21 protein-coding genes are annotated in these 26,523 nt (G+C 44.6%); 15 read left to right on the top strand and 6 right to left on the bottom strand.

Annotated elements, in window-relative coordinates:
• The first annotated feature begins 27 nt into the window (after positions 1-27).
• The 7 genes from nusA (at position 28) to nlpI (ending at position 9,509) form a co-directional block, all read left to right on the top strand.
• Complete coding sequence (nusA, locus tag FKQ60_RS08090; RefSeq protein ID WP_004394160.1) at positions 28-1,515, top strand: transcription termination factor NusA; 1,488 nt, start codon at positions 28-30, stop codon at positions 1,513-1,515.
• 22 nt (positions 1,516-1,537) lie between these two features.
• Positions 1,538-4,240: a translation initiation factor IF-2 gene (gene infB, locus FKQ60_RS08085; RefSeq protein ID WP_004394157.1), complete on the top strand. Its 2,703-nt coding sequence runs from the start codon at positions 1,538-1,540 to the stop codon at positions 4,238-4,240.
• Positions 4,241-4,336: 96 nt separating this feature from the next.
• Entirely contained in the window at positions 4,337-4,732 is a 396-nt protein-coding gene (gene rbfA / locus FKQ60_RS08080; RefSeq protein ID WP_004394156.1) for a 30S ribosome-binding factor RbfA, read from the top strand.
• The gene (gene truB, locus FKQ60_RS08075; RefSeq protein ID WP_004394155.1) at positions 4,732-5,670 is read left to right on the top strand and encodes a tRNA pseudouridine(55) synthase TruB; all 939 of its coding nucleotides are present in this window, start codon (positions 4,732-4,734) and stop codon (positions 5,668-5,670) included. Before rbfA ends, truB begins: the two co-directional genes overlap by 1 nt.
• Before the next feature lie 126 nt (positions 5,671-5,796).
• On the top strand, positions 5,797-6,066 hold the full coding sequence (rpsO, locus tag FKQ60_RS08070; protein ID WP_004394154.1) for a 30S ribosomal protein S15: 270 nt from the start codon (positions 5,797-5,799) through the stop codon (positions 6,064-6,066).
• A 284-nt stretch (positions 6,067-6,350) separates the two neighbouring features.
• The gene (gene pnp / locus FKQ60_RS08065; RefSeq protein ID WP_004394153.1) at positions 6,351-8,486 is read left to right on the top strand and encodes a polyribonucleotide nucleotidyltransferase; all 2,136 of its coding nucleotides are present in this window, start codon (positions 6,351-6,353) and stop codon (positions 8,484-8,486) included.
• Positions 8,487-8,603: 117 nt separating this feature from the next.
• The gene (gene nlpI, locus FKQ60_RS08060) at positions 8,604-9,509 is read left to right on the top strand and encodes a lipoprotein NlpI (protein WP_154170240.1); all 906 of its coding nucleotides are present in this window, start codon (positions 8,604-8,606) and stop codon (positions 9,507-9,509) included.
• Positions 9,510-9,559: 50 nt separating this feature from the next.
• Here nlpI and FKQ60_RS08055 read toward each other — a convergent pair whose 3' ends face one another.
• From FKQ60_RS08055 to FKQ60_RS08045, 3 genes are all read right to left on the bottom strand, one after another.
• Positions 9,560-10,438: a U32 family peptidase gene (locus tag FKQ60_RS08055; RefSeq protein ID WP_004394150.1), complete on the bottom strand. Its 879-nt coding sequence runs from the start codon at positions 10,436-10,438 to the stop codon at positions 9,560-9,562.
• 14 nt (positions 10,439-10,452) lie between these two features.
• Positions 10,453-11,466 carry a peptidase U32 family protein gene (locus FKQ60_RS08050; protein ID WP_004394149.1) on the bottom strand — a complete coding sequence of 338 codons (1,014 nt, stop codon included), beginning with the start codon at positions 11,464-11,466 and terminating at the stop codon, positions 10,453-10,455.
• 172 nt (positions 11,467-11,638) lie between these two features.
• Positions 11,639-13,681, bottom strand: coding sequence for a bifunctional diguanylate cyclase/phosphodiesterase (locus tag FKQ60_RS08045; protein ID WP_154170242.1), 2,043 nt, complete (start codon positions 13,679-13,681; stop codon positions 11,639-11,641).
• A 206-nt stretch (positions 13,682-13,887) separates the two neighbouring features.
• Between FKQ60_RS08045 and FKQ60_RS08040 the strand changes: the two genes are divergently transcribed.
• From FKQ60_RS08040 to rimI, 4 genes are all read left to right on the top strand, one after another.
• Positions 13,888-14,415, top strand: coding sequence for an SCP2 domain-containing protein (locus FKQ60_RS08040; protein ID WP_040903790.1), 528 nt, complete (start codon positions 13,888-13,890; stop codon positions 14,413-14,415).
• The gene (locus FKQ60_RS08035) at positions 14,399-14,920 is read left to right on the top strand and encodes an N-acetyltransferase (protein ID WP_170904714.1); all 522 of its coding nucleotides are present in this window, start codon (positions 14,399-14,401) and stop codon (positions 14,918-14,920) included. Before FKQ60_RS08040 ends, FKQ60_RS08035 begins: the two co-directional genes overlap by 17 nt.
• A gap of 85 nt (positions 14,921-15,005) precedes the next feature.
• Positions 15,006-15,407, top strand: coding sequence for a DNA polymerase III subunit psi (locus FKQ60_RS08030; RefSeq protein ID WP_040903788.1), 402 nt, complete (start codon positions 15,006-15,008; stop codon positions 15,405-15,407).
• A gap of 3 nt (positions 15,408-15,410) precedes the next feature.
• On the top strand, positions 15,411-15,857 hold the full coding sequence (gene rimI / locus FKQ60_RS08025; RefSeq protein WP_040903786.1) for a ribosomal protein S18-alanine N-acetyltransferase: 447 nt from the start codon (positions 15,411-15,413) through the stop codon (positions 15,855-15,857).
• Between the two features lie 56 nt (positions 15,858-15,913).
• On the opposite strand, the gene FKQ60_RS08020 is transcribed toward rimI, so the two are convergent.
• Complete coding sequence (locus FKQ60_RS08020; RefSeq protein ID WP_170906311.1) at positions 15,914-17,938, bottom strand: EAL domain-containing protein; 2,025 nt, start codon at positions 17,936-17,938, stop codon at positions 15,914-15,916.
• 192 nt (positions 17,939-18,130) lie between these two features.
• On the opposite strand from FKQ60_RS08020, the gene prfC reads away from it, so the two are divergent.
• Positions 18,131-19,720, top strand: a complete 1,590-nt coding sequence (prfC, locus tag FKQ60_RS08015) for a peptide chain release factor 3 (RefSeq protein ID WP_154170250.1) — start codon at positions 18,131-18,133, stop codon at positions 19,718-19,720.
• Positions 19,721-19,785: 65 nt separating this feature from the next.
• On the opposite strand, the gene srmB is transcribed toward prfC, so the two are convergent.
• Complete coding sequence (srmB, locus tag FKQ60_RS08010; protein ID WP_004394142.1) at positions 19,786-21,021, bottom strand: ATP-dependent RNA helicase SrmB; 1,236 nt, start codon at positions 21,019-21,021, stop codon at positions 19,786-19,788.
• Between the two features lie 89 nt (positions 21,022-21,110).
• Entirely contained in the window at positions 21,111-21,833 is a 723-nt protein-coding gene (locus FKQ60_RS08005) for a methyltransferase (RefSeq protein WP_154170252.1), read from the bottom strand.
• Positions 21,834-22,138: 305 nt separating this feature from the next.
• Between FKQ60_RS08005 and brnQ the strand changes: the two genes are divergently transcribed.
• From brnQ to lysS, 3 genes are all read left to right on the top strand, one after another.
• On the top strand, positions 22,139-23,452 hold the full coding sequence (gene brnQ / locus FKQ60_RS08000; RefSeq protein WP_170906283.1) for a branched-chain amino acid transport system II carrier protein: 1,314 nt from the start codon (positions 22,139-22,141) through the stop codon (positions 23,450-23,452).
• 229 nt (positions 23,453-23,681) lie between these two features.
• Positions 23,682-24,780, top strand: a protein-coding gene (gene prfB / locus FKQ60_RS07995) for a peptide chain release factor 2 (RefSeq protein ID WP_115152517.1) whose coding sequence is annotated in 2 segments (ribosomal slippage) — positions 23,682-23,756 and positions 23,758-24,780 — 1,098 coding nt in all. Because the reading frame shifts where the segments join, the coding sequence is not laid out codon by codon here.
• Between the two features lie 32 nt (positions 24,781-24,812).
• A complete protein-coding gene (lysS, locus tag FKQ60_RS07990) occupies positions 24,813-26,345 on the top strand; it encodes a lysine--tRNA ligase (RefSeq protein ID WP_004394138.1) in 1,533 nt (510 codons plus the stop codon).
• The last annotated feature ends 178 nt before the right edge of the window (positions 26,346-26,523 follow it).

The following is a 26,523-nucleotide window of genomic DNA, read 5'->3' as shown; positions in this document are numbered from 1 at the left end:
GAGAATAGAGCTTAAGAGGCTATAACAATGAGTAAAGAAATTTTAGCGGTCGTTGAGGCGGTTTCTAATGAGAAAGCGGTACCTCGTGAACGTATTTTTGAAGCGTTAGAGACAGCTTTGGCTACGTCGACCAAGAAAAAACACGAAATGGAAATTGAGGTTCGTGTTGCTATCGACCGTAAAACGGGTGAGTTTGAAACTTTCCGTCGTTGGTTAGTGGTTGAAAACGTTGAGCATCCAACCAAAGAGATCTCGTTTGATGCGGCGAATTATGATGATGAAACGGTTCAGTTGGGTGATTACATTGAAGATCAAATTGAGTCAGTGACTTTTGATCGCATTACCACTCAAACTGCTAAGCAAGTGATCGTACAGAAAGTACGTGAAGCCGAACGTGCGCAAATTGTTGAACAGTTTATCGATAACGAAGGTGAGCTTGTCACTGGCGTGGTTAAGAAAGTTAACCGCGATAGCGTGATTGTTGATTTGGGTAATAACGCGGAAGCGGTAATTCTACGTGAAGACCAATTACCACGTGAAAACTTCCGCTCAGGTGACCGAGTGCGTGGTTTGCTCTTTAAAGTAGCACCTGAAGCTCGTGGTTTCCAACTGTTTATTACGCGCTCTAAACCGGAAATGCTTGCTGAACTCTTCCGTGTTGAAGTTCCAGAAATTGGCGAAGAGATGATCGAGCTAAAAGGCGCGGCACGTGATCCTGGTTCTCGCGCTAAAATCGCGGTGAAAAGTAACGATAAGCGCATCGACCCTGTCGGTGCTTGCGTAGGTATGCGTGGTGCACGTGTACAAGCGGTATCTAGTGAGCTTGGTGGTGAGCGTATCGATATCGTGCTGTGGGATGATAACCCTGCGCAGTTCGTTATCAATGCGATGGCTCCTGCTGATGTTGCTTCGATCATTGTTGATGAAGACGCCCACTCAATGGATATTGCTGTTGAAGCCGATAATTTAGCTCAAGCGATTGGTCGCAATGGTCAAAACGTCCGCTTAGCCTCTCAACTTACTGGTTGGGAACTGAACGTGATGACGGTTGCAGATTTACAGAAAAAACATCAAGAAGAATCAACCGCCTCTATCGAGAAATTTATGAAGTACCTCGATATTGAGCAAGATTTTGCCGAGATGTTAGTAGAAGAAGGCTTCTCTACGTTAGAAGAGATAGCTTATGTTCCAGTAAGCGAGTTGCTTGAAATCGATGGTCTGAATGAAGAGATCATCGAAGAAATACGCGCTCGTGCCAAAGAGGCATTAACGACGATTGCCCTAACGCAAGAAGAGTCATTTGAAGGGCTTGAGCCAGCAGATGATCTGCTTGGTTTAGCTGGTTTAGAGCGTGATATGGCATTTAAATTGGCAGCGAAAGGAGTAGCAACTCTGGAAGATCTCGCTGACCAAGGCATCGACGATCTTGAAGGTATTGAAGGCCTAACCGAAGAGCGTGCGGGCGAATTAATTATGGCGGCTCGCAATATTTGTTGGTTTGGCGAAGACGCATAGTTTCAGCAGGGGAGGAAGCGGCATGACACAACTTACAGTTAAAGCACTGAGTGAAGAAATTGGTACGCCAGTTGACCGCTTATTAGAACAGCTTGCTGATGCAGGTATGGAAAAAGCGGGTTCAGATCATGTAAGTGAAGAAGAGAAACAAAAACTTCTTACTCATTTGCGTAAAGAACATGGTGAAGGTTCTGAGCCGACTCGTTTAACCCTCCAGCGTAAAACCCGCAGCACACTGAGTGTGAATGCCGGTGGTGGTAAAAGTAAGAATGTTCAGGTTGAAGTGCGCAAAAAACGGACGTATGTTAAGCGCAGTGTAATTGAAGATGATGCTAAACGTGAAGCTGAAGAAGCAGCGCAACGTGAAGCAGAAGAAAAAGCCAAACGTGAAGCCGAAGCAGCATTGAAACGTGAGGCTGAAGAAAAGGCTGCACGTGAAGCGCAAGAGAAAGCTCAGCGTGAAGCAGAAGAGAAGGCGAAGCGTGAAGCCGAAGAAGCTCAACGTGATGTACCGGTTGAAGTCAATCAAGCAAAACGTGAGCGTTCTGCACAAGATAAATCAAAGCAAGAAGCAGCACGAAAAGAGGCCGAACAATTAAAACGCCGCCAAGAAGAAGAGGCTCAGCGTAAAATTGAAGAGGAAAGTCAGCGTCAGCTAGAGATAGCACGCGAGTTGGCCGAAAAAAATAAAGATCGCTGGTCTGCTGAAGAAGAGAAAAAAGGCAATATGCAAGAAGATACAGATTACCATCTAACCACCTCAACTCATGCACGTGAGGCGGAAGATGAAGCAGACCGTCGTGAAGAAGGCGCTCGTCGTGCAGCCAAATTGAAAAAGACCAAATTATCCTCACGTGATGATAAACAAGAGCGTGGTTCACGTACTCGTGGCGGTAAAGCGGGACGTAAAGGTCGAATTAACAAACCTACATCAATGCAACATGGCTTCGATAAGAGCGCCGTTGTTGCTAAATCAGACGTTGTGATTGGTGAAACCATCGTAATTTCTGAGCTAGCCAATAAGATGTCGGTAAAAGCCACCGAAGTCATCAAAGTGATGATGAAAATGGGCGCTATGGCTACCATCAACCAAGTGATTGACCAAGAAACGGCTCAATTAGTGGCAGAAGAGATGGGACATAAAGTTATTTTGCGTAAAGAAAATGAGCTAGAAGAAGCCATTCTTTCTGATCGTGATAATAAGTTTGAACTGGTTTCTCGTGCTCCTGTCGTAACGATTATGGGCCACGTTGACCATGGTAAAACGTCAACGCTTGACTATATTCGTCGTACTCACGTGGCTGATGCCGAAGCGGGTGGTATTACCCAGCATATCGGTGCTTACCATGTAGAAACGCCTAATGGTATGATTACCTTCCTTGATACTCCGGGACACGCTGCGTTTACTTCAATGCGTGCTCGTGGTGCTCAAGCAACGGATATCGTTGTGTTGGTTGTTGCTGCAGATGATGGCGTAATGCCTCAAACGGTAGAAGCGATTCAGCATGCGAAAGCAGCAGGGGTTCCTCTTATCGTTGCGGTCAACAAAATCGATAAAGAAGCGGCTAATCCAGATAACGTGAAAAATGAGCTTGCTCAGTACGATATCATGCCTGAAGAGTGGGGCGGCGAAAACATGTTCGTCCATATCTCTGCTAAGCAAGGCACCAATATTGATGGCTTACTTGAAGCGATTCTTCTACAAGCAGAAGTGCTTGAGTTGAAAGCCGTTAAAGAAGGTATGGCGTCAGGCGTGGTGATTGAATCTCGCTTAGATAAAGGCCGTGGCCCAGTCGCGACTGTGTTGGTTCAATCGGGTACCTTGAATAAAGGCGACATCGTTTTATGTGGTCAGGAATATGGCCGTGTACGTGCGATGCGTGATGAAGTGGGTAACGAGATTGAGCATGCTGGCCCATCAATTCCAGTTGAGATCCTCGGTTTATCTGGCGTTCCTTCTGCTGGTGATGAAGCAACCGTGGTTCGTGATGAGCGTAAAGCTCGTGAAGTGGCTAACTATCGTCAAGGTAAATTCCGTGATGTTAAACTTGCTCGTCAACAGAAGTCTAAACTTGAGAACATGTTCTCAAATATGGCGGCCGGTGATGTTGCTGAGTTGAACGTGGTACTGAAAGCCGACGTACAAGGTTCTGTAGAAGCGATTGCTGAATCACTGAAAAAACTATCAACTGATGAAGTTAAAGTGAACATTGTCGGTTCTGGTGTTGGCGGTATTACGGAAACGGATGCGGTATTAGCGGCAGCATCTAACGCTATCGTGGTTGGTTTTAACGTGCGTGCCGATGCCTCTGCTCGTCGTACGATTGAAGATGAAAATATCGATCTGCGTTACTACTCGATCATTTACCAATTGATCGATGAAGTGAAGCAAGCGATGAGCGGTATGCTTGCCCCTGAATTTAAGCAAGAGATCATTGGTCTTGCTCAAGTACGTGATGTCTTCAAATCACCAAAACTGGGTGCGATTGCTGGCTGTATGGTAACGGAAGGTACTATTAAGCGTAACAGTCCAATCCGTGTTCTACGTGATAACGTGGTTATTTATGAAGGCGAGCTTGAATCACTACGTCGTTTTAAAGATGATGTAGCTGAAGTTAAGAATGGTTACGAATGTGGTATCGGCGTTAAAAACTATAACGACGTACGCGTTGGTGACCAGATCGAAGTCTTTGAAATCGTTGAGATCCAGCGTACCATCGACTAGCAACTAAAATTGCATTTACGGTAATGTTAGGTTGTTGAATACACCATGGGGGGCTGGGAAACCATCCCCCCATTCTTTCTATTAGTGAGAAAAAATATGCCAAAAGAATTTAGCCGAACTCAGCGAGTGGCTCAGCAATTACAAAAAGAATTAGCGATGATTTTACAGCGTGAAGTTCGTGATTCACGTTTAGGAATGGTTACCATATCCGATGTGGAAGTCTCACGAGACTTAGCGTATGCGAAAGTGTTTGTGACCTTTCTTTGTATCGGAGAGCAAACACCAGAGTCTTGTATTAAAGCGCTGCGTGAGCACGAAGTGCACATTCGTATGATGCTTGGTAAGCGAATTCGCTTACGTCTAACACCAGAAATTCGTTTCCACTATGACAATACTCTTGTCGAAGGGATGCGGATGTCTAACTTAGTCACTGAAGTGGTCAATCAAGATAAACGTCGTCAACAAGATGCAGGTCGAGAGGACGAAGAGTAATGGCACGACGTCGTAAAGGCCGTGCAATTAACGGCGTCTTACTACTCGATAAAACCACGGGCATCTCATCGAACGATATACTACAGAAAGTGAAACGCCTCTATTTTGCTGAAAAAGCAGGACACACCGGTGCGCTTGATCCATTAGCGACGGGGATGTTACCGATTTGTTTAGGGGAGGCGACCAAGTTTTCTCAGTTTTTACTCGATTCTGATAAGCGTTATCGTGTGATTGCTAAACTAGGTCAGCGCACTGATACCTCAGATTCTGATGGTCAAGTAGTAGAAACTCGTCCGGTCAATGTACAGCGTGAAACACTACTGACTCATATTGCTTCTTTTCAGGGGCAAACCTGGCAAGTTCCTTCGATGTTTTCTGCCTTAAAACATCAAGGTAAGCCACTTTATGAGTATGCGCGTCAAGGGATTGAAGTGGCCCGTGAAGCTCGAAAAATCAATGTCTATGAGATCACCTTACACCGTTTTGAAGGCGATGAAGTAGAGATGGAAGTCCACTGTTCTAAAGGGACTTACATTCGAACGATTGTTGATGATTTAGGCGAGATGCTCGGTTGTGGTGCTCATGTCACCATGTTGCGCCGTATTGGAGTCGCCAATTACCCGTATCAAAGCATGGTGACCTTAGAGCAATTGAATGCCTTGGTTGAAGAAGTACAGGGCGAAGAGAGTGAGAAGTATCAGCGATTGGATGAATTGCTACTGCCAATGGATACGGCTGTACAAGATTTGCCAGAGGTTAACCTGATTGCTGAACTTGCCCATATGGTTCAACATGGACAAGCGGTGCAAGTTTTCGGAGCCCCCACCGAAGGTCTGGTTAGAATGACTGAAGGCGAACAACGACGTTTTCTTGGCGTAGGGCAAATTGATCAAGATGGAAAAGTCGCTCCGAAACGTTTAGTGGTTTATCCACAATAATCCGCTCAGGCTAAGCGAGTTTGCGCTTGTGTGTCTGCGCGTTATTCCCTATAATTCGCGCTCGCGTGTCGGCTGAATCAGAGATTGGCTGGCACAATAATAAACTTAACTCTTTAGGAGAGAATAATGTCTCTGAATGCAGAAACTAAAGCAGCAATCGTTGCTGAATACGCACGTGCCGAAGGCGATACTGGTTCACCAGAAGTACAAGTAGCACTACTGACTGCTTCTATCAACCACTTACAAGGTCACTTCAAAACGCACAAAGGCGATCATCACAGCCGTCGTGGTCTGCTACGTATGGTTTCAAGTCGTCGTAAACTTCTAGACTACCTAAAAGGTAAAGATCTAGGACGCTACCAAGACCTTATCAAACGTCTAGGCCTACGTCGCTAATCAGTGGCTGCATAGTACAGTTTGTTTAAAAAAGGGGCTAATGCCCCTTTTTTTGTTATCTAAATTTGGCATATCCCTAGCTAAGTAGTTTATACTACATCCCGTCCAACTTTGATGGTTGGCACGATTATTTCTCATCGCATTACAGTCACCCCAGTCGACCAGCAGGTCGCGGCTATTAAAAACAGATTAGGATCAGCGAGTCTTTTTTTACTAGTCGCGATTGGTAGTGCTTTGAGTCTTGTTCAATTTATCTAGGTCTCACCTAGAAAAGGAAAAACTTAATGTTCGAAAAACCAGTAGTGAAAACTTTCCAATACGGTAATCATACCGTGACGTTAGAAACCGGTGTAATGGCTCGCCAAGCGACAGCCGCTGTGATGGCGACGATGGATGATACCGCCGTTTTTGTTTCTGTGGTTGGTAAAAAAGACGCCGTAGAAGGACAAGATTTCTTCCCATTAACGGTTAACTACCAAGAGCGTACCTACGCTGCGGGTAAAATTCCTGGCGGTTTCTTTAAGCGTGAAGGTCGTCCTTCAGAAAGTGAAACGTTAATCGCTCGTCTTATCGACCGTCCTATTCGCCCTCTGTTCCATGATGCTTTTACTAACGAAGTACAAGTGATTGCCACGGTAGTATCGGTTAACCCAAATGTTCAACCAGATATCGTTACCATGATTGGTACCTCTGCTGCGTTAGCGATTTCTGGCATGCCATTTAATGGTCCAATTGGTGCTGCTCGTGTTGGTCATATCAATGGTCAATTGGTACTTAACCCAAGCCCGAAAGAGTTGGATCAATCACGTCTTGACCTTGTTGTTGCAGGTACGGAAGGCGCGGTGTTGATGGTTGAGTCAGAAGCCGACATCCTTAGCGAAGAAGAGATGCTAGCCGCGGTCGTTTATGGTCACGATCAACAACAAGTGGTCATTAATGCCATCAATGAATTCGCAGCTGAAGTAGCTACGCCATCTTGGGATTGGGTTGCACCACAAGAAAATACCGCATTAAAAGAGAAAATTGCTCAGCTAGCTGAAGTTCGTCTAACCGAAGCGTACCAAATCATCGAAAAAATGGCGCGTTACGAGAAAGTCGCGGCGATCAAAGCCGATGTCATTGCGGCGATCTTGGCTGAAGATGATTCGCAAGATGTAATGAAAATTAAGAAGCTGCTAGGCGCACTTGAAAAACAAGTGGTTCGTGGTCGCATCATTGCGGGTGAAAAACGTATTGATGGTCGTGAAAAAGACATGATCCGTGCCTTGGATGTACGTACGGGTGTATTACCACGTACTCATGGTAGTTCTTTGTTCACTCGTGGTGAAACGCAAGCATTAGTCACGGCGACACTAGGCACTCAGCGTGATGCTCAAATTATCGATGAGTTAACGGGTGAGCGTAAAGATTACTTCATGCTGCATTACAACTTCCCTCCTTACTGTGTTGGTGAGACAGGTTTTGTTGGTTCACCTAAGCGTCGTGAAATTGGTCATGGTCGTTTGGCTAAGCGCGGTATCGCAGCGGTAATGCCTTCTGCGGATGAATTCCCGTACACGGTACGTGTTGTTTCTGAGATCACTGAATCAAACGGTTCATCATCAATGGCCTCAGTATGTGGTTCATCTTTGGCTCTTATGGATGCTGGCGTGCCTATTAAGGCTTCTGTTGCTGGTATCGCAATGGGCCTAGTCAAAGAAGACGAGAATTTCGTTGTTCTTTCTGACATTTTAGGTGATGAAGATCATCTTGGTGATATGGACTTTAAAGTGGCAGGTACCTCAAATGGTGTGACTGCACTACAGATGGATATCAAGATCGAAGGTATCACTAAAGAGATCATGCAGATTGCTCTGAACCAAGCGAAAGGTGCTCGTTTGCACATTCTTTCAGTTATGGATCAAGCAATTGCTGGTGCCCGTGATGATATTTCAGAATTTGCGCCTCGTATCCATACCATGAAGATCAGCTCTGAAAAGATCAAAGATGTGATTGGTAAAGGCGGTGCAGTGATTCGTATGTTGACCGAAGAAACGGGCACGACGATTGAAATCGAAGATGACGGTACGATCAAAATTGCTGCCACTGACGGTGATCAAGCGCAAGAAGCGATTCGTCGTATTCTGCAAATTACCGCGGAAGTCGAAGTCGGTAAGATTTATACGGGTAAAGTTGCTCGTCTTGCTGATTTTGGTGCCTTTGTAACGATTCTTCCTGGTAAAGATGGCCTAGTACATATTTCACAAATCGCAGATAAGCGTATTGAAAAAGTGTCAGACGTCCTTGCAGAAGGCCAAGAAGTACAAGTAAAAGTGTTGGAGATAGACCGTCAAGGTCGTGTTCGTTTGAGCATGAAAGAAGCGGTAGAGAAACCAGCAGAAGAAGCCAGTGCAGAAAACACTGCACCTGCGGCAGAATAATCGCTTAACGACAGAAGTGAAATAACAGTTTTCGCTTTTTCGTGATAAAGCATGTTATAAAGGGAGCCTATTCGCTCCCTTTTTTATTGATTAGGGGAACCACAGGAGTACTGATTTGTGAAATGGTTTCAAAGCGCTCTAGTAAGTGTCATGATTTTGTTATTGGCTGGATGCGCCGTAAAAGGTGGTTCTCAAGCAACGCACTGGGTTTATCCACCGATGGCGATTCCCTTGCAATCCACGATTCAGCAGGAAGTGCAGATTGCTCGTTTAAGCCAATTATTGCAGCGTACCGATTTGAACGATGAACTGCGAGCAAAAATGTTTTTTGAACGTGGCAATGGCTACGATAATCTCGGACTGCGAGATCTAGCACGATTAGACTTTACTCAGTCATTGGCCTTAAACCCGGCTCAGCCAGATATTTTTAATTTGCTTGGGGTTTATTATACCGAAGCAGGTGAATTTGATGCTGCCTATGAAGCATTTGACTCTACTTTAGAACTTGATCCAAGCAACGAATATGCCCTTAGAAACCGCGCTATCGCCCTGTATTATGGTGACCGTCCAGAGCTCGCGTTACAAGATATTCAAGCTCATTATCAGCAAGACCCGAGCGACCCTTTTCGCGCTTTGTGGCTCTACATTATTCAATCGGATGTCAATCCACAGCAAGCGAAGCACGATTTATTGAACCGCTATCAAGATCATGATGAACAGTGGGGCTGGGTATTAGTTGGCGTGATGCTGGATGAGATTCCACAAGATCAGGTGTTTAAAGCGCTATTAAGCACCACCCGTGATAATACCTTATTGGCACAGCAGCTCACCGAGGCGTACTTCTATCTTGGTAAACGTTATCAAATGGAAGATAACTTTGCACAGGCTATTTCGCTGTATAAATTAGCGATTGCTTTTAATGTCTATGAGTATGTTGAGCATCGTTATGCCTTTATTGAATTAGGCCGTATGTATCATGATTTACGAGAAGCTCATTTAGCCAAAGCGCGAGTGGCGCAATAAGTGAGTCGATTGACGCCCAAGCCAATTTTTATGAGTTGGGCGTCAGAGAACTATTGATAATGAACGTCTAATCCTGGTAATTGATGCCAATAACCATTGCATTGATGGTTGTCTAACCGTTGAGGATGCTCGGCGTTTTGATTGGCTTTAAACGCATCGATAAGTGAAAAAGTCTCCTGCCCTAATGGACTAAGACGAACGACATCGACGAATCCTTGCATGCCCGCTTGCTCATTGATTAAGTTATAGCAATAGCCAGATTGAGTTTGAATGCCATTGAGGTTAAAGACGGCTTGCCCCTCCTGACTGGTGACCTGAATACCGGTCGGATAGCGAATACAACAGGTTTGACACTCGTCTTTGGCTAGGTTTTCTGCGCGCGCGGTGAAACAACGGGCCGAATAGGCGAGTGGTAAATAACCATGCGCAAACACCTCGGTGGTAAATTTGCCACGAATATTCAAATCATCACACTGATTCAACACATTGATTAACCATTCACGCGATAACTCGACGGGCATACACCAGCGAATCATACCTTGTTGTAGAAACCGTTTGAGCACATAAGCGTTATAACAATTGATAGCAGGACCAACGACAAACGGGACGCCTTGTTGATAAGCAAGCTGAATCGCTGCCACGTCATTCGCTTCAATAGTAAACTCACCATTATCAATGTACTTCTTCATCAGATTGATTTCACTGGGCGCTTCTAAGAGCGCCATGGTCGAGAGGACGACTTCTTTTCCTGCTGCCGCGAGCTGCTTGGCAATATCAAACCAATCGCCCGCTTTCATTTCGCGACGTTTCGAACAGACGGTTTCGCCTAAATAAACGATATCCGCTGAGCTAGACAGAGCGTGTTGATAAAACGATTCGACGTCTGTTTTGGGCCAAAAATACAGTAATGGGCCTAAAGCGTATTTCATGATTTTCTATCCTATCATTGCCACTGTCGATGGTATGCACCGAGTGTGGTTTGTCTTCCTTCCGACACATTCGCTAAGCAGTTATCCCATTCCGTTCGAACTTGGTAGCGCTCTGGTGCAGCAAGATAGCTATCAATGGCTGCACGCCAAGTTTTCGTCACTTGTTCAACGTAAGCAGGGCTGCGCTGTCGTCCTTCAATTTTGACCGAGGCAACGTTAGCCGCAAACAATTCAGGTAACATAGACAAGGTATTTAAACTGGTGGGCTCTTCAAGTGCATGATAATGCTTAGATTGACCGGCGATATCACTGATAAAGCGTCCTTTACACAGGGTCGGGTAGCCCGCATTTTCACCATGCGTATAGCGGTCGATAAGAACATTATTTAAGCGAGATTCAAGCCCATTAGCGGTTTCTTGCCAGCGAACATATTTGGCTGGTGAGCAAGCGCCAACCGTATTGGGAGACTCGCCGGTTAGGTAAGAAGACAGATAACAACGACCTTCGGACATAATGCATAAACTGCCAAAAGCGAAAACTTCTAGCTCTACACCGGAAGGGATTGTCCGAGACAGTTGTTTTACTTGATGAATGGAGAGTACTCGAGGCAGCACAACTCGCTTAATATTAAACTGTTGTTGGTAGTACTCAATTGCTTTGACATTCGTCGCTGAAGCTTGTACCGAAAGGTGCAGCTCCATATCCGGGTAATGTTGTGTCGCGTAATCGAGTAAGGCAATATCAGCGATGATCAAAGCATCAACACCAGAGTTTGCTGCATTATCGACGGCTTGCGTCCAACGCTGAAATCCCTCTGGATGAGCGAAAGTGTTTAAAGCGACATGAACTTTTTTATGTCGGTCATGGGCATATTGGATCGCTTTATCGAGTTTGTTACCACTGAAATTGAGTCCTGCGAAGTGCCGGGCATTGGTCTCATCTTTAAATCCGAGATAGACCGCGTCTGCGCCACAATCAACGGCGGTTTTTAGGGCGGGTAAATTACCCGCTGGGCAGAGTAGTTCCATTGCTCATTACTGTTTTTTGATAAATGTGCGTTAGTGTAGGAATTATTCTGTGTTAGGGAATTGATATAAGGCAGGTTTCACTCAATCAATGGCTATTTTAAGTGATTCAAAGGGAAGAAAATTCTCGGATTATTGATCATCAATGGTGACGAGAGTAGCCGGACGGAGTGCTTTAGTGGCTACGGCGATGCTGGGAAAAAAGTACTTCAACCTCTTCTTTAGGTTGGGGACGATAAAAATGAAAACCTTGGATCGTATGGCAATGAAGGTTAGATAACAGTATCGCCTGTTGTTGAGTTTCAACGCCTTCTGCTACCACGGTTAGATTAAGGGATTGACCCAGTTTAATAATGCTTTCGATCACCGTGATCTGTTTGGGTAAGTTATCCATATCGCTGATAAACGATCGATCAATTTTTAATTCGTCGATCGGGAAACGGGCTAAATACGCTAGCGATGAATAGCCAGTTCCAAAATCGTCAATCGATAAGCTAAAGCCTAATTTTTTTATCGCATTCAGCATTTGCAGAGTATGTTCACTACCACTCATGATCGCGCTTTCGGTTAATTCAAAGGTAATATAACGAGGATTTAACTGTGTTTGGCGAAGTAACTTAGTCAGATAATCGATCAACTGTGGGTTGGCAAATTGTTCAGGCGAGATATTGATCGCGACATTGCCTGGCAGTAGGTTTTGCTGCTCCCAACGCTTGACGGTAGTAAACACTTCACGGATCACCACTCGGCCCAAATGTTCGATTAACCCGGCTTTTTCTGCGACCGGAATAAAAGCCCCAGGACTGATGTACCCTTCAATCGGATGCTTCCAGCGTACCAATGCCTCAGCACCATTAATACTAAAATCACGAGCGTTGACTTTGGGTTGATACCAGACTTCCAAACCATTTTGTTGCAAGGCTTTTTGCAGCTCAATTTCCAGCCACAAGCGCATGCGCGCTTCTTTGTTCATTTGATTATCAAACTGCACTAAGCGGTTACGGCCACGCTCTTTGGCTTCATACATGGCAGTATCGGCATTTTGTAGTAGAACGCGAGCATTGTGGCCATCACCGGGGTAAACCACGCTGCCAATAGAGCAGGCCAATCGTTTGCTAAAGTGATGCAAATCAAAAGGTTGATTAATTAAGTTGATGATCCGTTCAGCGAGAATCTCACCGCTGTGGCGATGCTCTGGGTAAGGTAAAATAAGCGCAAATTCATCCCCACCCAGATGACCGAGTATCGCTTGCGCCGGAAGTAGGCGTTTTAGACGAATTGCCACTTCTTTAATGACGTTATCGCCGATATGGTGTCCTAATGAATCATTAATATTTTTAAAGTTATCAATGTCGAGATAGAGCATGATCAACGGCGTATGTTGTTCAATAAGATGATCAAGGCGTTTGATAAAACCAGCGCGCGTATAGACGCCACTTAACGAATCCACATACCCTTCATCGGCCGGATAAGACGATGAAAGAGGGGCCATCGTCGATTTATCTTCCATAACCACCAGCTGTACATGACTACCGAACAGTGGCGTTCTGACCGCGCTTAACTGGACTCTTTTAGGAGGGCCGTAATCAGCATGTGTGAAACAGTGGATAGGATTGATCAGCAACTGTTGAACTAAGGTGTGATTAAAACCACTTTGGCTGCTTTCATCGCTAAATAATGATGAAAGCGTTTCTCCCAACAAATCCTGTGTTTCATCGAAGCCAAGTAAGCGCGCTGCAGAAGGATTCGCGGCCAATATACAATCATCTTCAATTAAGAAAACCCCTTCATTAAGGAGTGCACTGAGTGCGCTGAACTTAAGTTCAGATTCTTGCAGTGAATGTAAGAGCCTGTGTTGTTCTGAGGTCTCTAAGGCATGAACAATAATATAATCAGGGTGGTGAGGCGTCTGAATCAGTGGTGTAATATTGATGTGCCATTGACTCGTGCTACATGATGGATGATTGAGAGTTAATGTCAGTTCTTGTGCCTGTCCAGCAAAGGCATTGATATAATAAGGTTTTACTTGCTGATAGAAAGCGTCTCCGAACGTATCGCTATCATTCATACCAATCAATTCAAAGCAAGTTAAACCGGTTAGTTCGGCATAATGCTCATTGATTAAAACATAGTGATGTTGGTTATCTAAAATAGCCATAAACGCCGGACTAGAATCGGCAAGATGGCCAAACCAATAGGATAAATCTTGAGCGGCCATCAAAATATGACCAATGCTATACAGTATGTACTATTCACGGTAAGAATTACTCATCAGAAACCCATCAACTATAACCTTGATTTGATAGGCTGGAAAGCGTCATTGCTCATCTTAATCGATAACCATTTTTTGATGCATAACAGGTATTGTGACCTTAACATCCATTATGATGGGCGTTCAGTCTCTTAAGGTAATGGATAATACGCGTGATAAACAAGATTCGTCGTCAACTCGTACAAAACGCCCCATCAATTTTGCGATCTCCAGTCCATTTATTGCCTCATCGAGTACAAAAAACAGCCTTGTTAGAAGGGCTGAAGTTAGTGTTTCAAGAAGCACTCGCTGATGGCGATTTTGAGTTTCTTGAGGGAAAATGGCTTAAAATCGAAATACATGATCTCGCATTACGTTGGTTTATTAGCTATCAACATCCGCAGTTAATTGTGGCCGATCGCCCTTGCCAAGAAGATGTCAGTTTTAGTGGGTATTTGAATGATTTTATTTTAATTGCTGGTCGTAAAGAGGATCCTGATACCTTGTTCTTCCAAAGACGTTTGTCGATTGAAGGAGATACCGAATTAGGATTGGCTGTCAAAAACTTGATGGATAGTGTGGATCTTGAACAATTACCTCCAGTATTGCAAATTTTGCTTCACCAGTTGGCTGATTTTGTGCATAAAGGCATGCAGATGCCAAACACACAAAATGAGGTAATGAATGCTTATTCGAACTGAAGCTCCTGCGGATATTCTCGCTGTTGAGCGATTATTAAGCGCGGTATTCGCTACCAATAGTGAAGCTAATTTGGTGACATCACTACGTGAGAATGGACGTCGAACGCTGTCATTAGTGGCTTGTGACGAGCAAGGGGAGATTGTCGGCTACGCTCTGTTTAGTCCAGTGACACTCAATGGTGAGGATCTCAACTGGCAAGGATTAGCACCATTAGCCGTGGCGAAAGAATATCGCCAGCAAGGCATCGGTGCATTGCTGGTGAATGAAGGGTTAAGTTCACTCGGTGAGCTTGGTTATCCTGCTTGTGTGGTGTTAGGAGATCCTAATTACTATCAACGGTTTGGGTTTAAAGAAGCACAGACTCATGGTTTTTCTTGTCCATGGCCTGAGCTTGCCTCTGCTTTTCAAGTGGTCGCTTTATGGGAGGATGCCTTCATTGATCGTCAAGGTATCATTGAATATTGCCCTGAATTTACCGATGCCTTTAAGCATTTAGATAAGTAACAGAATAGCTCTCAATACTTCCGCTATAGGCTTGATGGTCGATATTTGTTAGCATATGCAGATAAATTTCGTGAAGTAGAACACTATGTTTGAGCAGCAACATTATTTACAAGCGATGGGTATTCAAGAGTGGCAGCTTATTCATCCACAGCGATTGGCTGGCTACTCCCCCCCGATAGAGTCTCTCGATAAACAGTGCCGATTATTACTGGTTAGCTCGCTTTTGCCTTCCGGTTCACAATTGGTTTGGTTGGAACGAGTATTAAACAGTTTTAATCTCAATTTATCACAAGCCAGACATGTCTATCCTCAGCAACTCTGTCAATTGGAACTCAATGATCTGCAATGGATATGGTATGTCGATTGTCAAGCAAGTGCCGTCACAACGGCAAATGCATTACACACGCCAGCGTTAAGCGAAGTTGAAGGCAACACGCATTATCGACGAGATTTATGGCAACAAATCTGTGCCTACGGAGCGCAATAAATAATGAGTATCCATTTTGTTCCCCTTTCTGTTGAACATTTACGCCAAGTTTGGTCGATAGAACAACAGGCTCATTCTCACCCTTGGTCACAGAGCATGATTAATGATTTAGCTAGCCGTGGCGCATGCCATCGAGCTATGTTACTTAACGATCAGCTATTGGGGTACTATTATGCGCAGCATGTTGTCGGTGAAATTACCTTACTTAACTTAGCGATTGCGCCAAGTGAGCAGGGTAAAGGTTACGGTAAGCAATTGATTGAAGACTTTATTCAGCAAGGTGAGCGCTTGCAAGCACAAAGTGCTTGGTTAGAAGTGCGAGCGAGTAACCAACGCGCTTTTCAGTTGTATCAAGATGCAGGTTTTAACGAGATTGATCGACGTTTTAATTATTACCCGACCGAGCATGGCAAAGAAGATGCGATCATCATGAGTTATTTCTTCCTTTGATTTCTTCATTCACTAATACTTCAGCGTTGTGGGTATCGCGCTCTTTTTATTCATCGCTAAGACGTTTTTGAGTAACAATGGTGAGTAAATCGTTGCTCAAGTTCTTGACAGGTCAACGGCTTATCAAACAAATAACCTTGAAACTGTGTGCAACCCATGGTTTTTAGTGCTTCTAGCTCGAACTTATCTTCAACGCCCTCGGCAATCACTTGCAAATCAAGACGTTTGGCAATCAATAAAATAGTATCGACAATCGCCTGTGCGCTAGGATCTAAGTGTAATTGGGTAACAAAAGAACGATCGATTTTTAATACGTCAACCGCAAGATCTTTTAAGTAGCGTAGCGATGAATACCCCGTGCCAAAATCATCAATCGCCAGATGCAGCGACTGACTTTTTAGTTGAGCAATTTTTTGAATGGCTTCATCGATATTCTCTAACAGTAAGCCTTCAGTGATTTCTAACTCAATATAATCACCACTGATCCCGCTTTGCTGCAAAGTTGCGACGATATGCTCTACAAAAGAAGCCTGTGAAAATTGAAGAGGGCTAATATTGATCGCTAGACGGCGAAAATGTTCAGGAAGCACGCCACGTTTTTGCCATTGAGAGAGTTGATAACAAGCTTGCTCGATGATCCAGCGGCCAATCGGTAAAATCTGTCCGGTCTCTTCGGCGACCGGCATAAAAATACCGGGAGGAAGTAACCCTTTTTCTGGATGATGCCAACGGATTAACGCTTCGACGCCGATCAATTGATGCTGCTCATTCACTTGTGGTTGGTAATAAAGCTCTAATTGATGGAATTGCAAAGCTTCATGAAGCCCCTTCTCTATATCAAGAAACGTCTCTACTTGCGCCTGCATTTCGGGTTCATAAAATAAATATTTATTTCGCCCACAGGTTTTTGCACGGTAAAGGGCGGTATCCGCTTGTCGAAACACATCCAAACTGGTGACCCCTTCAGAAGGGAAGGTGGCAATGCCAATACTGGCAGTACAATACAGCTGGTGGCCATCGATCGAGTGAGGATTAGCCAACAAAGCCAGTAACTGCTGAGCGATACTGGAAATTTGTTGATAAGGTAAACTAGGAATAATGATTGCAAATTCATCACCACCGACTCTAGCGGCAGTATAACTATGGTTTGCCCAAGCTTGTAAACGGTGGGCAATGGATTGAATTAAGGTGTCACCAATCGTGTGTCCTAAAGAATCATTAATGGTTTTAAAGCGGTCTAAATCTAAGTAAAAAAGCGCACCCGTTTGCTGGCGTTGATGTGCGTATTCAATCGCTTGAGTCAGTGTTTGCAGCAATAGTCCTCGGTTAGCTAATCCAGTTAAGCCGTCGTAGTAGGCTAAATAGTTTAGTTTGGCTTGCGCTTTTTCTTTGTCTTGCCATAAAGAATGAAAGCTAGAGGCAAGCTCGCTTAATTCATCTTTGGGGCGTAGTAAATTGGTGGGGATGGGTGATTGAGCCGTAGGTAATGAACGTACCCAGTCAATTAAGCTGGTGATAGGACGCGAGAGTTTGCGATAAAAAAAGGCCAGTAAAATAACCGTTAATAACGTATTACGCAGTAAGTCAAACAGAATCACTCGGGTGGTTTTGGCGATAAACGCATGAGCAATGCTATTGCCATCAATCATAAAAGTCAGTTTGCCGACCACAATCTGTGAATCGGGTTGATGTAATTCACTGACAAAAACTGGACTTTCAGGTGTAAGGTAACTCACCAAACCGTTTATCATTAATGAGTGATGACTGATAGGTCGTTGCTGCTTAGCCAGTACATCACCAAAATCATCAATCACTGCTGCGTTAATGATGGCAGGATCCGTCATTAAAGAAGAGACCACTTGCTCTGCCAATAGATGATTAAGGTGGTAAGCCGCTTGGCTGGCATTGGTGTAATTTTGCACGAGTTTGAATTGATAATACTCTTCAACTCGTTTTTGTTCATGATGCAAATCGACCAAAGTATGGTACATGCTAAAGCACAGGCCAACCAACACGGAGACCCAAAATACGGTGTTCGCTTGTCGAAACGCAAGGGAGTTGATAGGCTTTAATGTCATCAGCGTTGAATCTATTTTTAGGTGTTTAGTATTTATAGTTCATAATGATAGATAAATTAACTTTTCTGATTAAATAATGCGATACGCCTTTAGTTGCTCCAAGCCTTAAGATCAGCGAGAATATCCGATAATTTGAACCATAAGGTCGACACCTCGCATTGAGTTAGCTGTCGGCCGAAAAAGAAGATACCTTGCATGTCAACGACTCCTTTTATCGGCGAAGTCTCAAAGCGCCGAACCTTTGCTATTATTTCGCACCCCGATGCGGGTAAAACTACCATTACCGAAAAAGTCTTATTATTTGGACGCGCTATTCAAACCGCAGGTACAGTAAAAGGCCGTGGTTCTGCACAGCATGCTAAATCTGACTGGATGGAGATGGAGAAAGAGCGCGGCATTTCTGTCACCACATCGGTAATGCAGTTCCCTTATCAAAATGCGTTGGTTAATCTCCTTGATACTCCCGGACACGAAGATTTCTCGGAGGATACCTATCGGACATTAACCGCGGTCGATTCATGTCTGATGGTGATCGATGCGGCAAAAGGGGTTGAGGATCGAACGCGTAAGTTGATGGAAGTTACTCGTCTGCGCGATACGCCAATTATTACCTTTATGAATAAATTGGACCGCGAAATTCGAGATCCGATGGAGCTGCTCGATGAGGTCGAAGATGAGTTAAACATTGCTTGTGCACCGATCACATGGCCGATTGGTTGTGGTAAGGCGTTTAAAGGGGTATACCACATCCATCGTGATGAAACCATTTTATACTCTTCTGGACAGGGACATACTATCCAAGAGCAACGAGTGATCAAAGGGCTAAATAACCCGGAGTTAGATACTCAAATTGGGACTGATTTAGCCAATCAATTACGTGAAGAGTTAGAGTTGGTGTTGGGTGCCTCTCACGAGTTTGATCTTGAGCTGTTTATGCAAGGTGCGCTGACGCCGGTATTTTTTGGTACTGCACTCGGTAACTTTGGTGTTGATCATATGCTCGATGGGCTAACCGAGTGGGCTCCTGCGCCTTTGGCTCGTCAAGCAAATGAGCGTGTGGTTGAAGCGACGGAAGAGAAGTTCTCCGGTTTTGTGTTTAAAATTCAAGCCAATATGGATCCTAAACACCGAGATCGTATTGCTTTTATGCGTATTGTTTCTGGGACGTACAAACAGGGCATGAAGATGAATCATGTTCGCCTTGGTAAGCAAGTCAGTATATCTGATGCGGTGACCTTTATGGCTGGTGACCGCTCACGTGCCGAAGAAGCTTTCGCTGGAGATATCATTGGTTTGCATAACCACGGTACGATTCAAATTGGCGATACATTTACCCAAGGTGAATCGTTGAAATTTTCTGGGATCCCTAACTTTGCTCCAGAGCTGTTCCGTCGCATTCGTCTGCGCGATCCTCTTAAACAAAAACAGCTACTGAAAGGGCTAGTGCAACTCTCTGAAGAGGGAGCCGTGCAAGTTTTCCGTCCACTGCAAAATAACGATTTGATCGTTGGTGCGGTGGGGGTACTGCAGTTTGACGTGGTCGTGGCACGTTTGAAATCAGAATACAATGTGGAAGCGATTTACGAAGGCGTCAATGTGGCAACCGCGCGTTGGGTTGAGTGTGCTGACGCGAAGAAGCTCGAAGAGTTTAAGCGTAAAAACCAAAGTAATTTAGCTCTGGATGGCGGTGATAACTTAGCGTATATCGCTCCAACCATGGTTAACCTTAACTTAGCGCAAGAACGTGCTCCGGAGATTATTTTCCGAGCGACACGTGAACACTAGCGGCATCGTTAACGGATGAGTAATAAAAAAGCCGATGGATTGTTCATCGGCTTTTTTTATTGGGCTTATTTCTTTTTCTTGGTTTTTTTCTTTACGCTTTTGGCGGCAACTTTCTTTTTACTCTCGTCTTTTTTCTTTTTCTTAAACACTGATTTTTTATGTGTTGGGCGTAATCCATCAATAAAGCGTTCTTTAATCTCTTCTTTTACATAGCGAGCGACACGATCCATCATCATTTGATCATGCGCTTCGACTAAAGAGATCGCATTGCCTTTTTTACCGGCTCGAGCAGTTCGACCAATACGGTGGAGATAGACGTCTGCACTGCGTGGCATATCAAAGTTAATCACGTGGCTGACATCGGGAATATCAATGCCTCGCGCAGCAACATCGGTCGCAAGTAGGATATTGATATCGCCTTCACGAAAACGACTGATGGCATTATTACGTCGATCTTGTGGCATTTCACCTTGGATCCAAGCGCAAGGGATTTGAGCCCGCTCTAACTCTCCGCGTAGTTCTGCTAAACGTTCACGAGTTTTGATAAACACGATTGAACGCTCAGCTTGCTGGGTAAGAATCACTTTCAATAGCTCGAGTTTATGCTTCATGCTGTCAGCACGATGATACCACTGTGCGATTTTTTTTCGTTCACGACGAGGCGGCTCTGCGGTAATTTCTGCTGGATTATTCAGGAGATCCGCGGTAAACCCTTCAACACCACGGCCTTCTAAGGTCGCGGAAAAGAGCAAGGTTTGTTTACGCCAGCGGCATTCGGCGGCTAAACGGTCGACCACAGGACCAAAGCCCATGTCCAGCATGCGGTCTGCTTCATCAAGAATCAACCACTCAATCGCTCGGCAATCAAAGCGCTCAGCGTTAATGTATTCAAGCAGACGCCCCGGTGTAGCCACCACAATATCTTGTGTGGTCGCTAAAATATCGGCGTGTTCTTGATATTGCACACCACCAGTGATGGTGAAGATATTCAGCCGAGTATGTTTGGCGAGCTGACGAGCTTGCTCAGTGATCTGCATCGCTAATTCACGTGTTGGGGTTAGGATCAGCATGCGCGCTGGTCCCGGTTTCTTACGTGGAAAATCTTGTAAATATTGCAGAGCTGGAATCACAAACGCTGCCGTTTTTCCGGTGCCTGTCGGAGCAGAGGCAAGAATATCTCTACCGTCCAGGGCGTGGGGAATCGCCTCCTCTTGCACTTGAGTTGGGCGTTCGAAGCCTAATTCTTTAATCGCATCAAGGAGATTGTCATCCAGTTCTAGGTCAGCAAAGGTTTTAGTCACAGTTTATTTACTCCGCAAGGCTCGGGCTGAATAGTCTAAAATAGAGGGCGCACATTATAGTTGGATCCTCGTCTAGATCACATCTTTAATTACACCATCTTAAGATAAAAAGCACGGGTAAGCTGAATAAATGCTTCACTATAGTCATTGGATTCACGAATGATCAGCTCGCTCGCTTGTAATGGTTGATGAATTCGGCTCAGTTCAAATAATAGCCGTTGAATCGGTTTGTGTGGTGTGGTCCTAACTTGACAGAGTCGAGTTAAATACCAACCTTGTTGCTGCGCTTGATCAATAAAAACTTGCCCTTCTTGCTGAGGTAAAATCAAGCTGGCGGTACCTTGCACGGATAAATGTTGTGCGAAACAGTCTAGTAATTGTTGGTGAGACAGTGTTTCTGTGTGGCGTGCGATCGCTCGCGTTTGCTGTTGAGCGGGTTGCCCGCTATTAAAATAGGGCGGGTTACAGATGATGGCATCAAACGACTGAGTAAAACGCAAGGTGGTAATATCACCATGCCTCACTTCAATGCGTGACGACCATACTGAGCGACGAATATTATTTGAAGCGGCTAAAAATGCTTGTTGGTCAATATCGACAGCGCAAATTTGGCTATTGGTAAAGCGTTGCGCACACATCAAGCTTAATAAGCCAGTACCACAACCGATATCCAGTAAACGATCGGGTGGTCGGCTGAAAGCCCAAGCTCCCAAGAGTACGCCATCAGTACTGACGGGCATCCCACTGTGTCCTGTTTCAATGGTAAATTGCTTAAAATGAAAGCCTTTGGTTATCGGTAAATCAGTATTCATTAAATATCGCTATGGATTTGTTTTTAGAAAGTTAAGCTACTGTTGGTTTTTTGTTTGGTGTTTTATGCTGGTCAACACCGGAACGTTTGGGGTGGTAATTGAAATATCATTCCGTTAATGTTTTTAAAGTTAGTGTATTCAACTGCTATTGAACCTTCGATATAAATTAATGTAGTGTTTTTCCCTTAGCTATTGCGAAATGCGGATAGGTTGTTCATTATTCGCCTTCACTAAAAATTAGATGGCTTGTACTGTCTAAAGATGCACACACAACATTCATTAAATACGTAATATAAGGGTTATCTGTGAAACAGACGTTAAAATTAACAGATATTGCCGCATTAGGCTTTATGCTATTTGCCTTCTTTTTAGGCGCAGGCAACATTATCTTTCCACCATTAGCGGGTCAACAAGCTGGGATAAACTTGATGCCCGCCATGAGTGGCTTTTTATTGACGGCGGTAGGACTGCCTTTAGTGACGATCATTGCGGTGGCGATCGCTGGAGGCAGTTGGAATCACCTCACTAAAGATCTCCCCGCCAAAGTGGCGACACTGATTGCTGTATTGATCTTCATTATTATTGGTCCGGCTTTTGCTGCGCCACGAACCGGGCTCGTTGCTTATGAAATGGCCGTTAGTCCGCTCTTTGCTGATAGCTCCCAAGCTCACCTGACTATTTTTTCGATCCTTTTCTTTTTGGTGGCGATGTTTTTCTCTTGGTCGCAAGGGCGTTTAATTGATTTGATCGGTAAAGTGTTGACACCGGCCTTATTTATCGGTCTTGTGGTGTTGGCGATTGGCGTATTCCTAGACCCTCAAGGCGATTGGATGCCGGCCACCGGGCCTTATGCTACTCAGCCTTTCACTAAAGGTTTCTTGGAAGGTTACAACACCATGGATACCTTAGCAGCCTTGATGTTTGGGATGTTAATTGTTGATGCCTTGCGTAGTAAGGGCATCACCGAGCAGCGAGCGACGACGAAATACCTCATCAGTTCAGCCTTTATTGCTGCCTTTGGTCTTGCTTCGGTGTACATTTCTCTGTTTTATCTTGGCGCAACCAGCTCAGCCATCGCGGGTGGGGCGGACAATGGTGGCTTTATATTGAGCCAATATGTCCAAGCTTTATTTGGTCCTTATGGTCAATTAGTCTTATCCACGATCGTGCTTTTAGCCTGTTTAACGACGGCGATTGGTCTTATTTCTGCATGTTCTGACTATTTCTGCTCCTTGACGCCTCTTCCATACCGCGCTTGGGTAGTGATTAATGGCGTTGCTTGTGCAGTGGTTGCTAATGTTGGTTTATCTCAGCTGATTGCTTTATCGATTCCAGTCTTGGTTGCGCTTTATCCTGTCGCGATAGCTCTGGTGGTTCTCGCCTTTGTGCGCCACAAAATGCCGAATCCTAAAGTGGCATTTCGAGTCGTGACCTTGGTTGCGTTCTTGTTTGCTTTAATTGATGCTGCTCAGGTTGTCGGGCTTGATATGTCAATGTTCGACATGTTGCCACTGTTTGATGTTGGTATGGGTTGGGTTTTACCGTCTTTAGCGGCGCTAATATGCATGTTCTTTATGGCTCGCTCAGTGGTAGAACAATCTTCTAATGATGTCGCTTAGTGGCACTGTTGATTGGGCGTATTAATGAGGAGTCTCTCCTCTAGGTACCAAAAGCGCTTTACCGCCATTCATCCGAGTGATGGTTAATGGCGGATTGTCGCTAAAATCAAACTTTCCCCTCGGCGGAGTCGTTGACTCCGCCTTTTTTCTAGACAACTTTTCCTGTATCTTCGTCACATTTTTCAGTAGAATTCTGCGGTTAAATTCTATTCATAAAGTCAAAATAACTATGTTTGAAATCAATCCGATTAAAACCCGTATCCAGGACGTGTCACAGCGCACATCGATCCTCAGGGGGTATCTTTGACTATGACGCTAAGCAAGAGCGTCTAGAAGAAGTCAATGCTGAACTTGAACAACCCAATGTCTGGAATGAACCTGAGCGCGCACAAGCGTTAGGCAAAGAGCGATCTTCGTTACAAGCGGTAGTGGAAACCATTAACCAGCTTGAACAGGGGGTTGATGATGTCGAAGGTTTACTTGAACTGGCGATTGAAGCTCAGGATCAAGAAACGTTTGATGAAGTTTTGCCTGAACTCGAAGAGCTTGAAGCGAAACTCGCGCAATTAGAGTTTCGGCGCATGTTTTCTGGTGATCACGATGCTGCGCATTGCTACATTGATTTGCAAGCTGGTTCTGGTGGTACAGAAGCTCAAGACTGGACGTCAATGCTGTTGCGGATGTATTTGCGTTGGGCGGATGATAAAGGCTTTAAAACCGAAGTGATTGAAGTTTCCGAGGGTGATGTTGCTGGACTTAAATCGGCGACTGTGCGTATTATCGGGGACTACGCTTATGGCTGGCTAAGAACCGAAACGGGAGTGCATCGTTTAGTTCGTAAATCCCCGTTTGATTCTGGCGGCCGTCGTCATACTTCTTTTGCTTCAGCATTTGTTTACCCAGAAATTGACGAAAATATTGCCGTAGATATTAACCCTGCAGATTTACGTATTGACGTATATCGTGCATCGGGGGCTGGTGGTCAGCACGTTAACACCACAGAATCGGCGGTGCGTATTACCCACGTTCCGACCAATACCGTGGTGCAGTGCCAAAATGATCGTTCTCAGCATAAAAACAAAGACCAAGCGATGAAGCAACTACGCGCCAAATTGTTTGAGTTGGAATTACAAAAACAAAATGCTGAAAAACAAGCCAATGAAGATGCTAAATCGGACATTGGTTGGGGAAGCCAAATTCGCTCTTACGTATTAGATGATTCACGGATCAAAGACTTGCGTACTGGAGTTGAGAACCGTAATACACAAGCGGTTCTCGATGGTGATTTAGATAAATTTATTGAAGCTAGCCTGAAATCAGGTCTGTAAGCTTTTTACCGACAAAACAAGGTACATGCAAAATGACTGATGCTGTTCAAAACGAAACGAATCAAGAGCAAATCGCGCAAGAAGAAAACAAACTAATTGCAGAGCGTCGTAGTAAGTTAGAGCACATCCGTAAAAGTTGTAAGGCGAACGGTCACCCGAATGACTTTCGTCGTGATAGCTTAGCGGGTGATCTACAAGCAGAGTTCGGTGAGAAGAGCAAAGAAGAACTGGAAGCACTCAATCATGTTGTTTCCATCGCGGGTCGAGTGATGGCTAAGCGTGGTCCTTTTTTAGTGATTCAAGAGACGTCTGGTCGTATTCAAGCTTATGCTGATAAAACGGTACAAGCTGAGCTAAAAGAAAAATATCAAGGACTTGATATTGGTGACATTATTGGTGTAAAAGGCGCTTTGCATAAGTCTGGTAAAGGCGATCTTTACGTGAATATTGAGCAGTATGAACTGCTCACTAAAGCGCTGCGTCCATTACCTGAAAAGTTCCATGGTTTAACCGATCAAGAGATGCGTTATCGTCAACGTTACGTTGATTTGATAGTCAATGAAGATTCTCGTCAAGCGTTTGTCATCCGCTCTAAAGTGATGTCAGCGATTCGTAATTTCATGACTTCAAAACAGTTTATGGAAGTCGAAACCCCGATGATGCATGTCATCCCTGGTGGTGCCAGTGCACGTCCATTTATCACCCATCATAACGCGCTTGATATGCCGATGTATTTACGTATTGCGCCAGAGCTTTACTTAAAACGTTTGGTTGTCGGTGGCTTTGATCGCGTTTTTGAAATCAACCGCAACTTCCGTAACGAAGGTTTGTCGCCGCGTCATAACCCAGAATTCACCATGATGGAATTCTATATGGCGTATGCAGATTATAAAGATTTGATGGATTTCACTGAAGAACTACTGAGTACGGTTGCGCTTGAAGTCCTCGGCTCAACGTCGATGCCTTATGGTGATGAAACCGTGGAATTTGGTGGTAAATACGCTCGCATGAGCATGTTTGAAGCCATCAAGCACTACAATCCTCAGCATGCGCAAATTCAAGCATTAACCGAAGATGATCTGCAAAATCGTGATCTTATGGTGTCGATTGCCAAATCGGTTCATGTTGATGTCGAACCTTTCTGGACTTGCGGCCAGCTTCTTGAAGAGATTTTTGGTGAAACCGCAGAGCCGAAACTGATGCAGCCGACATTCATTACTGGCTATCCAGCAGATATCTCACCATTGGCTCGTCGTAGTGATGATAATCCATTCTTTACTGATCGCTTTGAGTTTTTCATTGGCGGTCGTGAAGTGGCAAACGGCTTCTCAGAACTGAATGATGCTGAAGATCAAGATGCACGCTTTAAATCACAAGTTGAAGCGAAAGAGTCTGGTGATGATGAAGCGATGTTCTACGACGCAGATTATATTACTGCGCTTGAGCATGGTTTGCCGCCGACGGCAGGTCAAGGAATTGGTATTGACCGTTTAGTGATGCTATTGACCAATACGCATACGATTCGTGACGTTATTTTATTCCCAGCGATGCGTCCACAGCAGTAATGGTTGATGATGATTTGAAAACCGCCCACGAGGCGGTTTTTTTATGCTTGATACTGGGGAAGATGCATTGACGATGGGATTAACGAGTAATGGATTGGTGTAATAAAGGCCGTGCGATCAAAAAAACCGTCATTCCCCCTTCGTTTATGGGTGATATTTCCTATAGTCTTACTCGTGA

It is taken from the genome of Vibrio sp. A11, from assembly GCF_013048705.1.
Classification (GTDB): domain Bacteria; phylum Pseudomonadota; class Gammaproteobacteria; order Enterobacterales; family Vibrionaceae; genus Vibrio; species Vibrio metschnikovii.
Note: the sequence above shows the minus strand (reverse complement) of the source record. Positions and strands in the feature narration are given on the sequence as shown.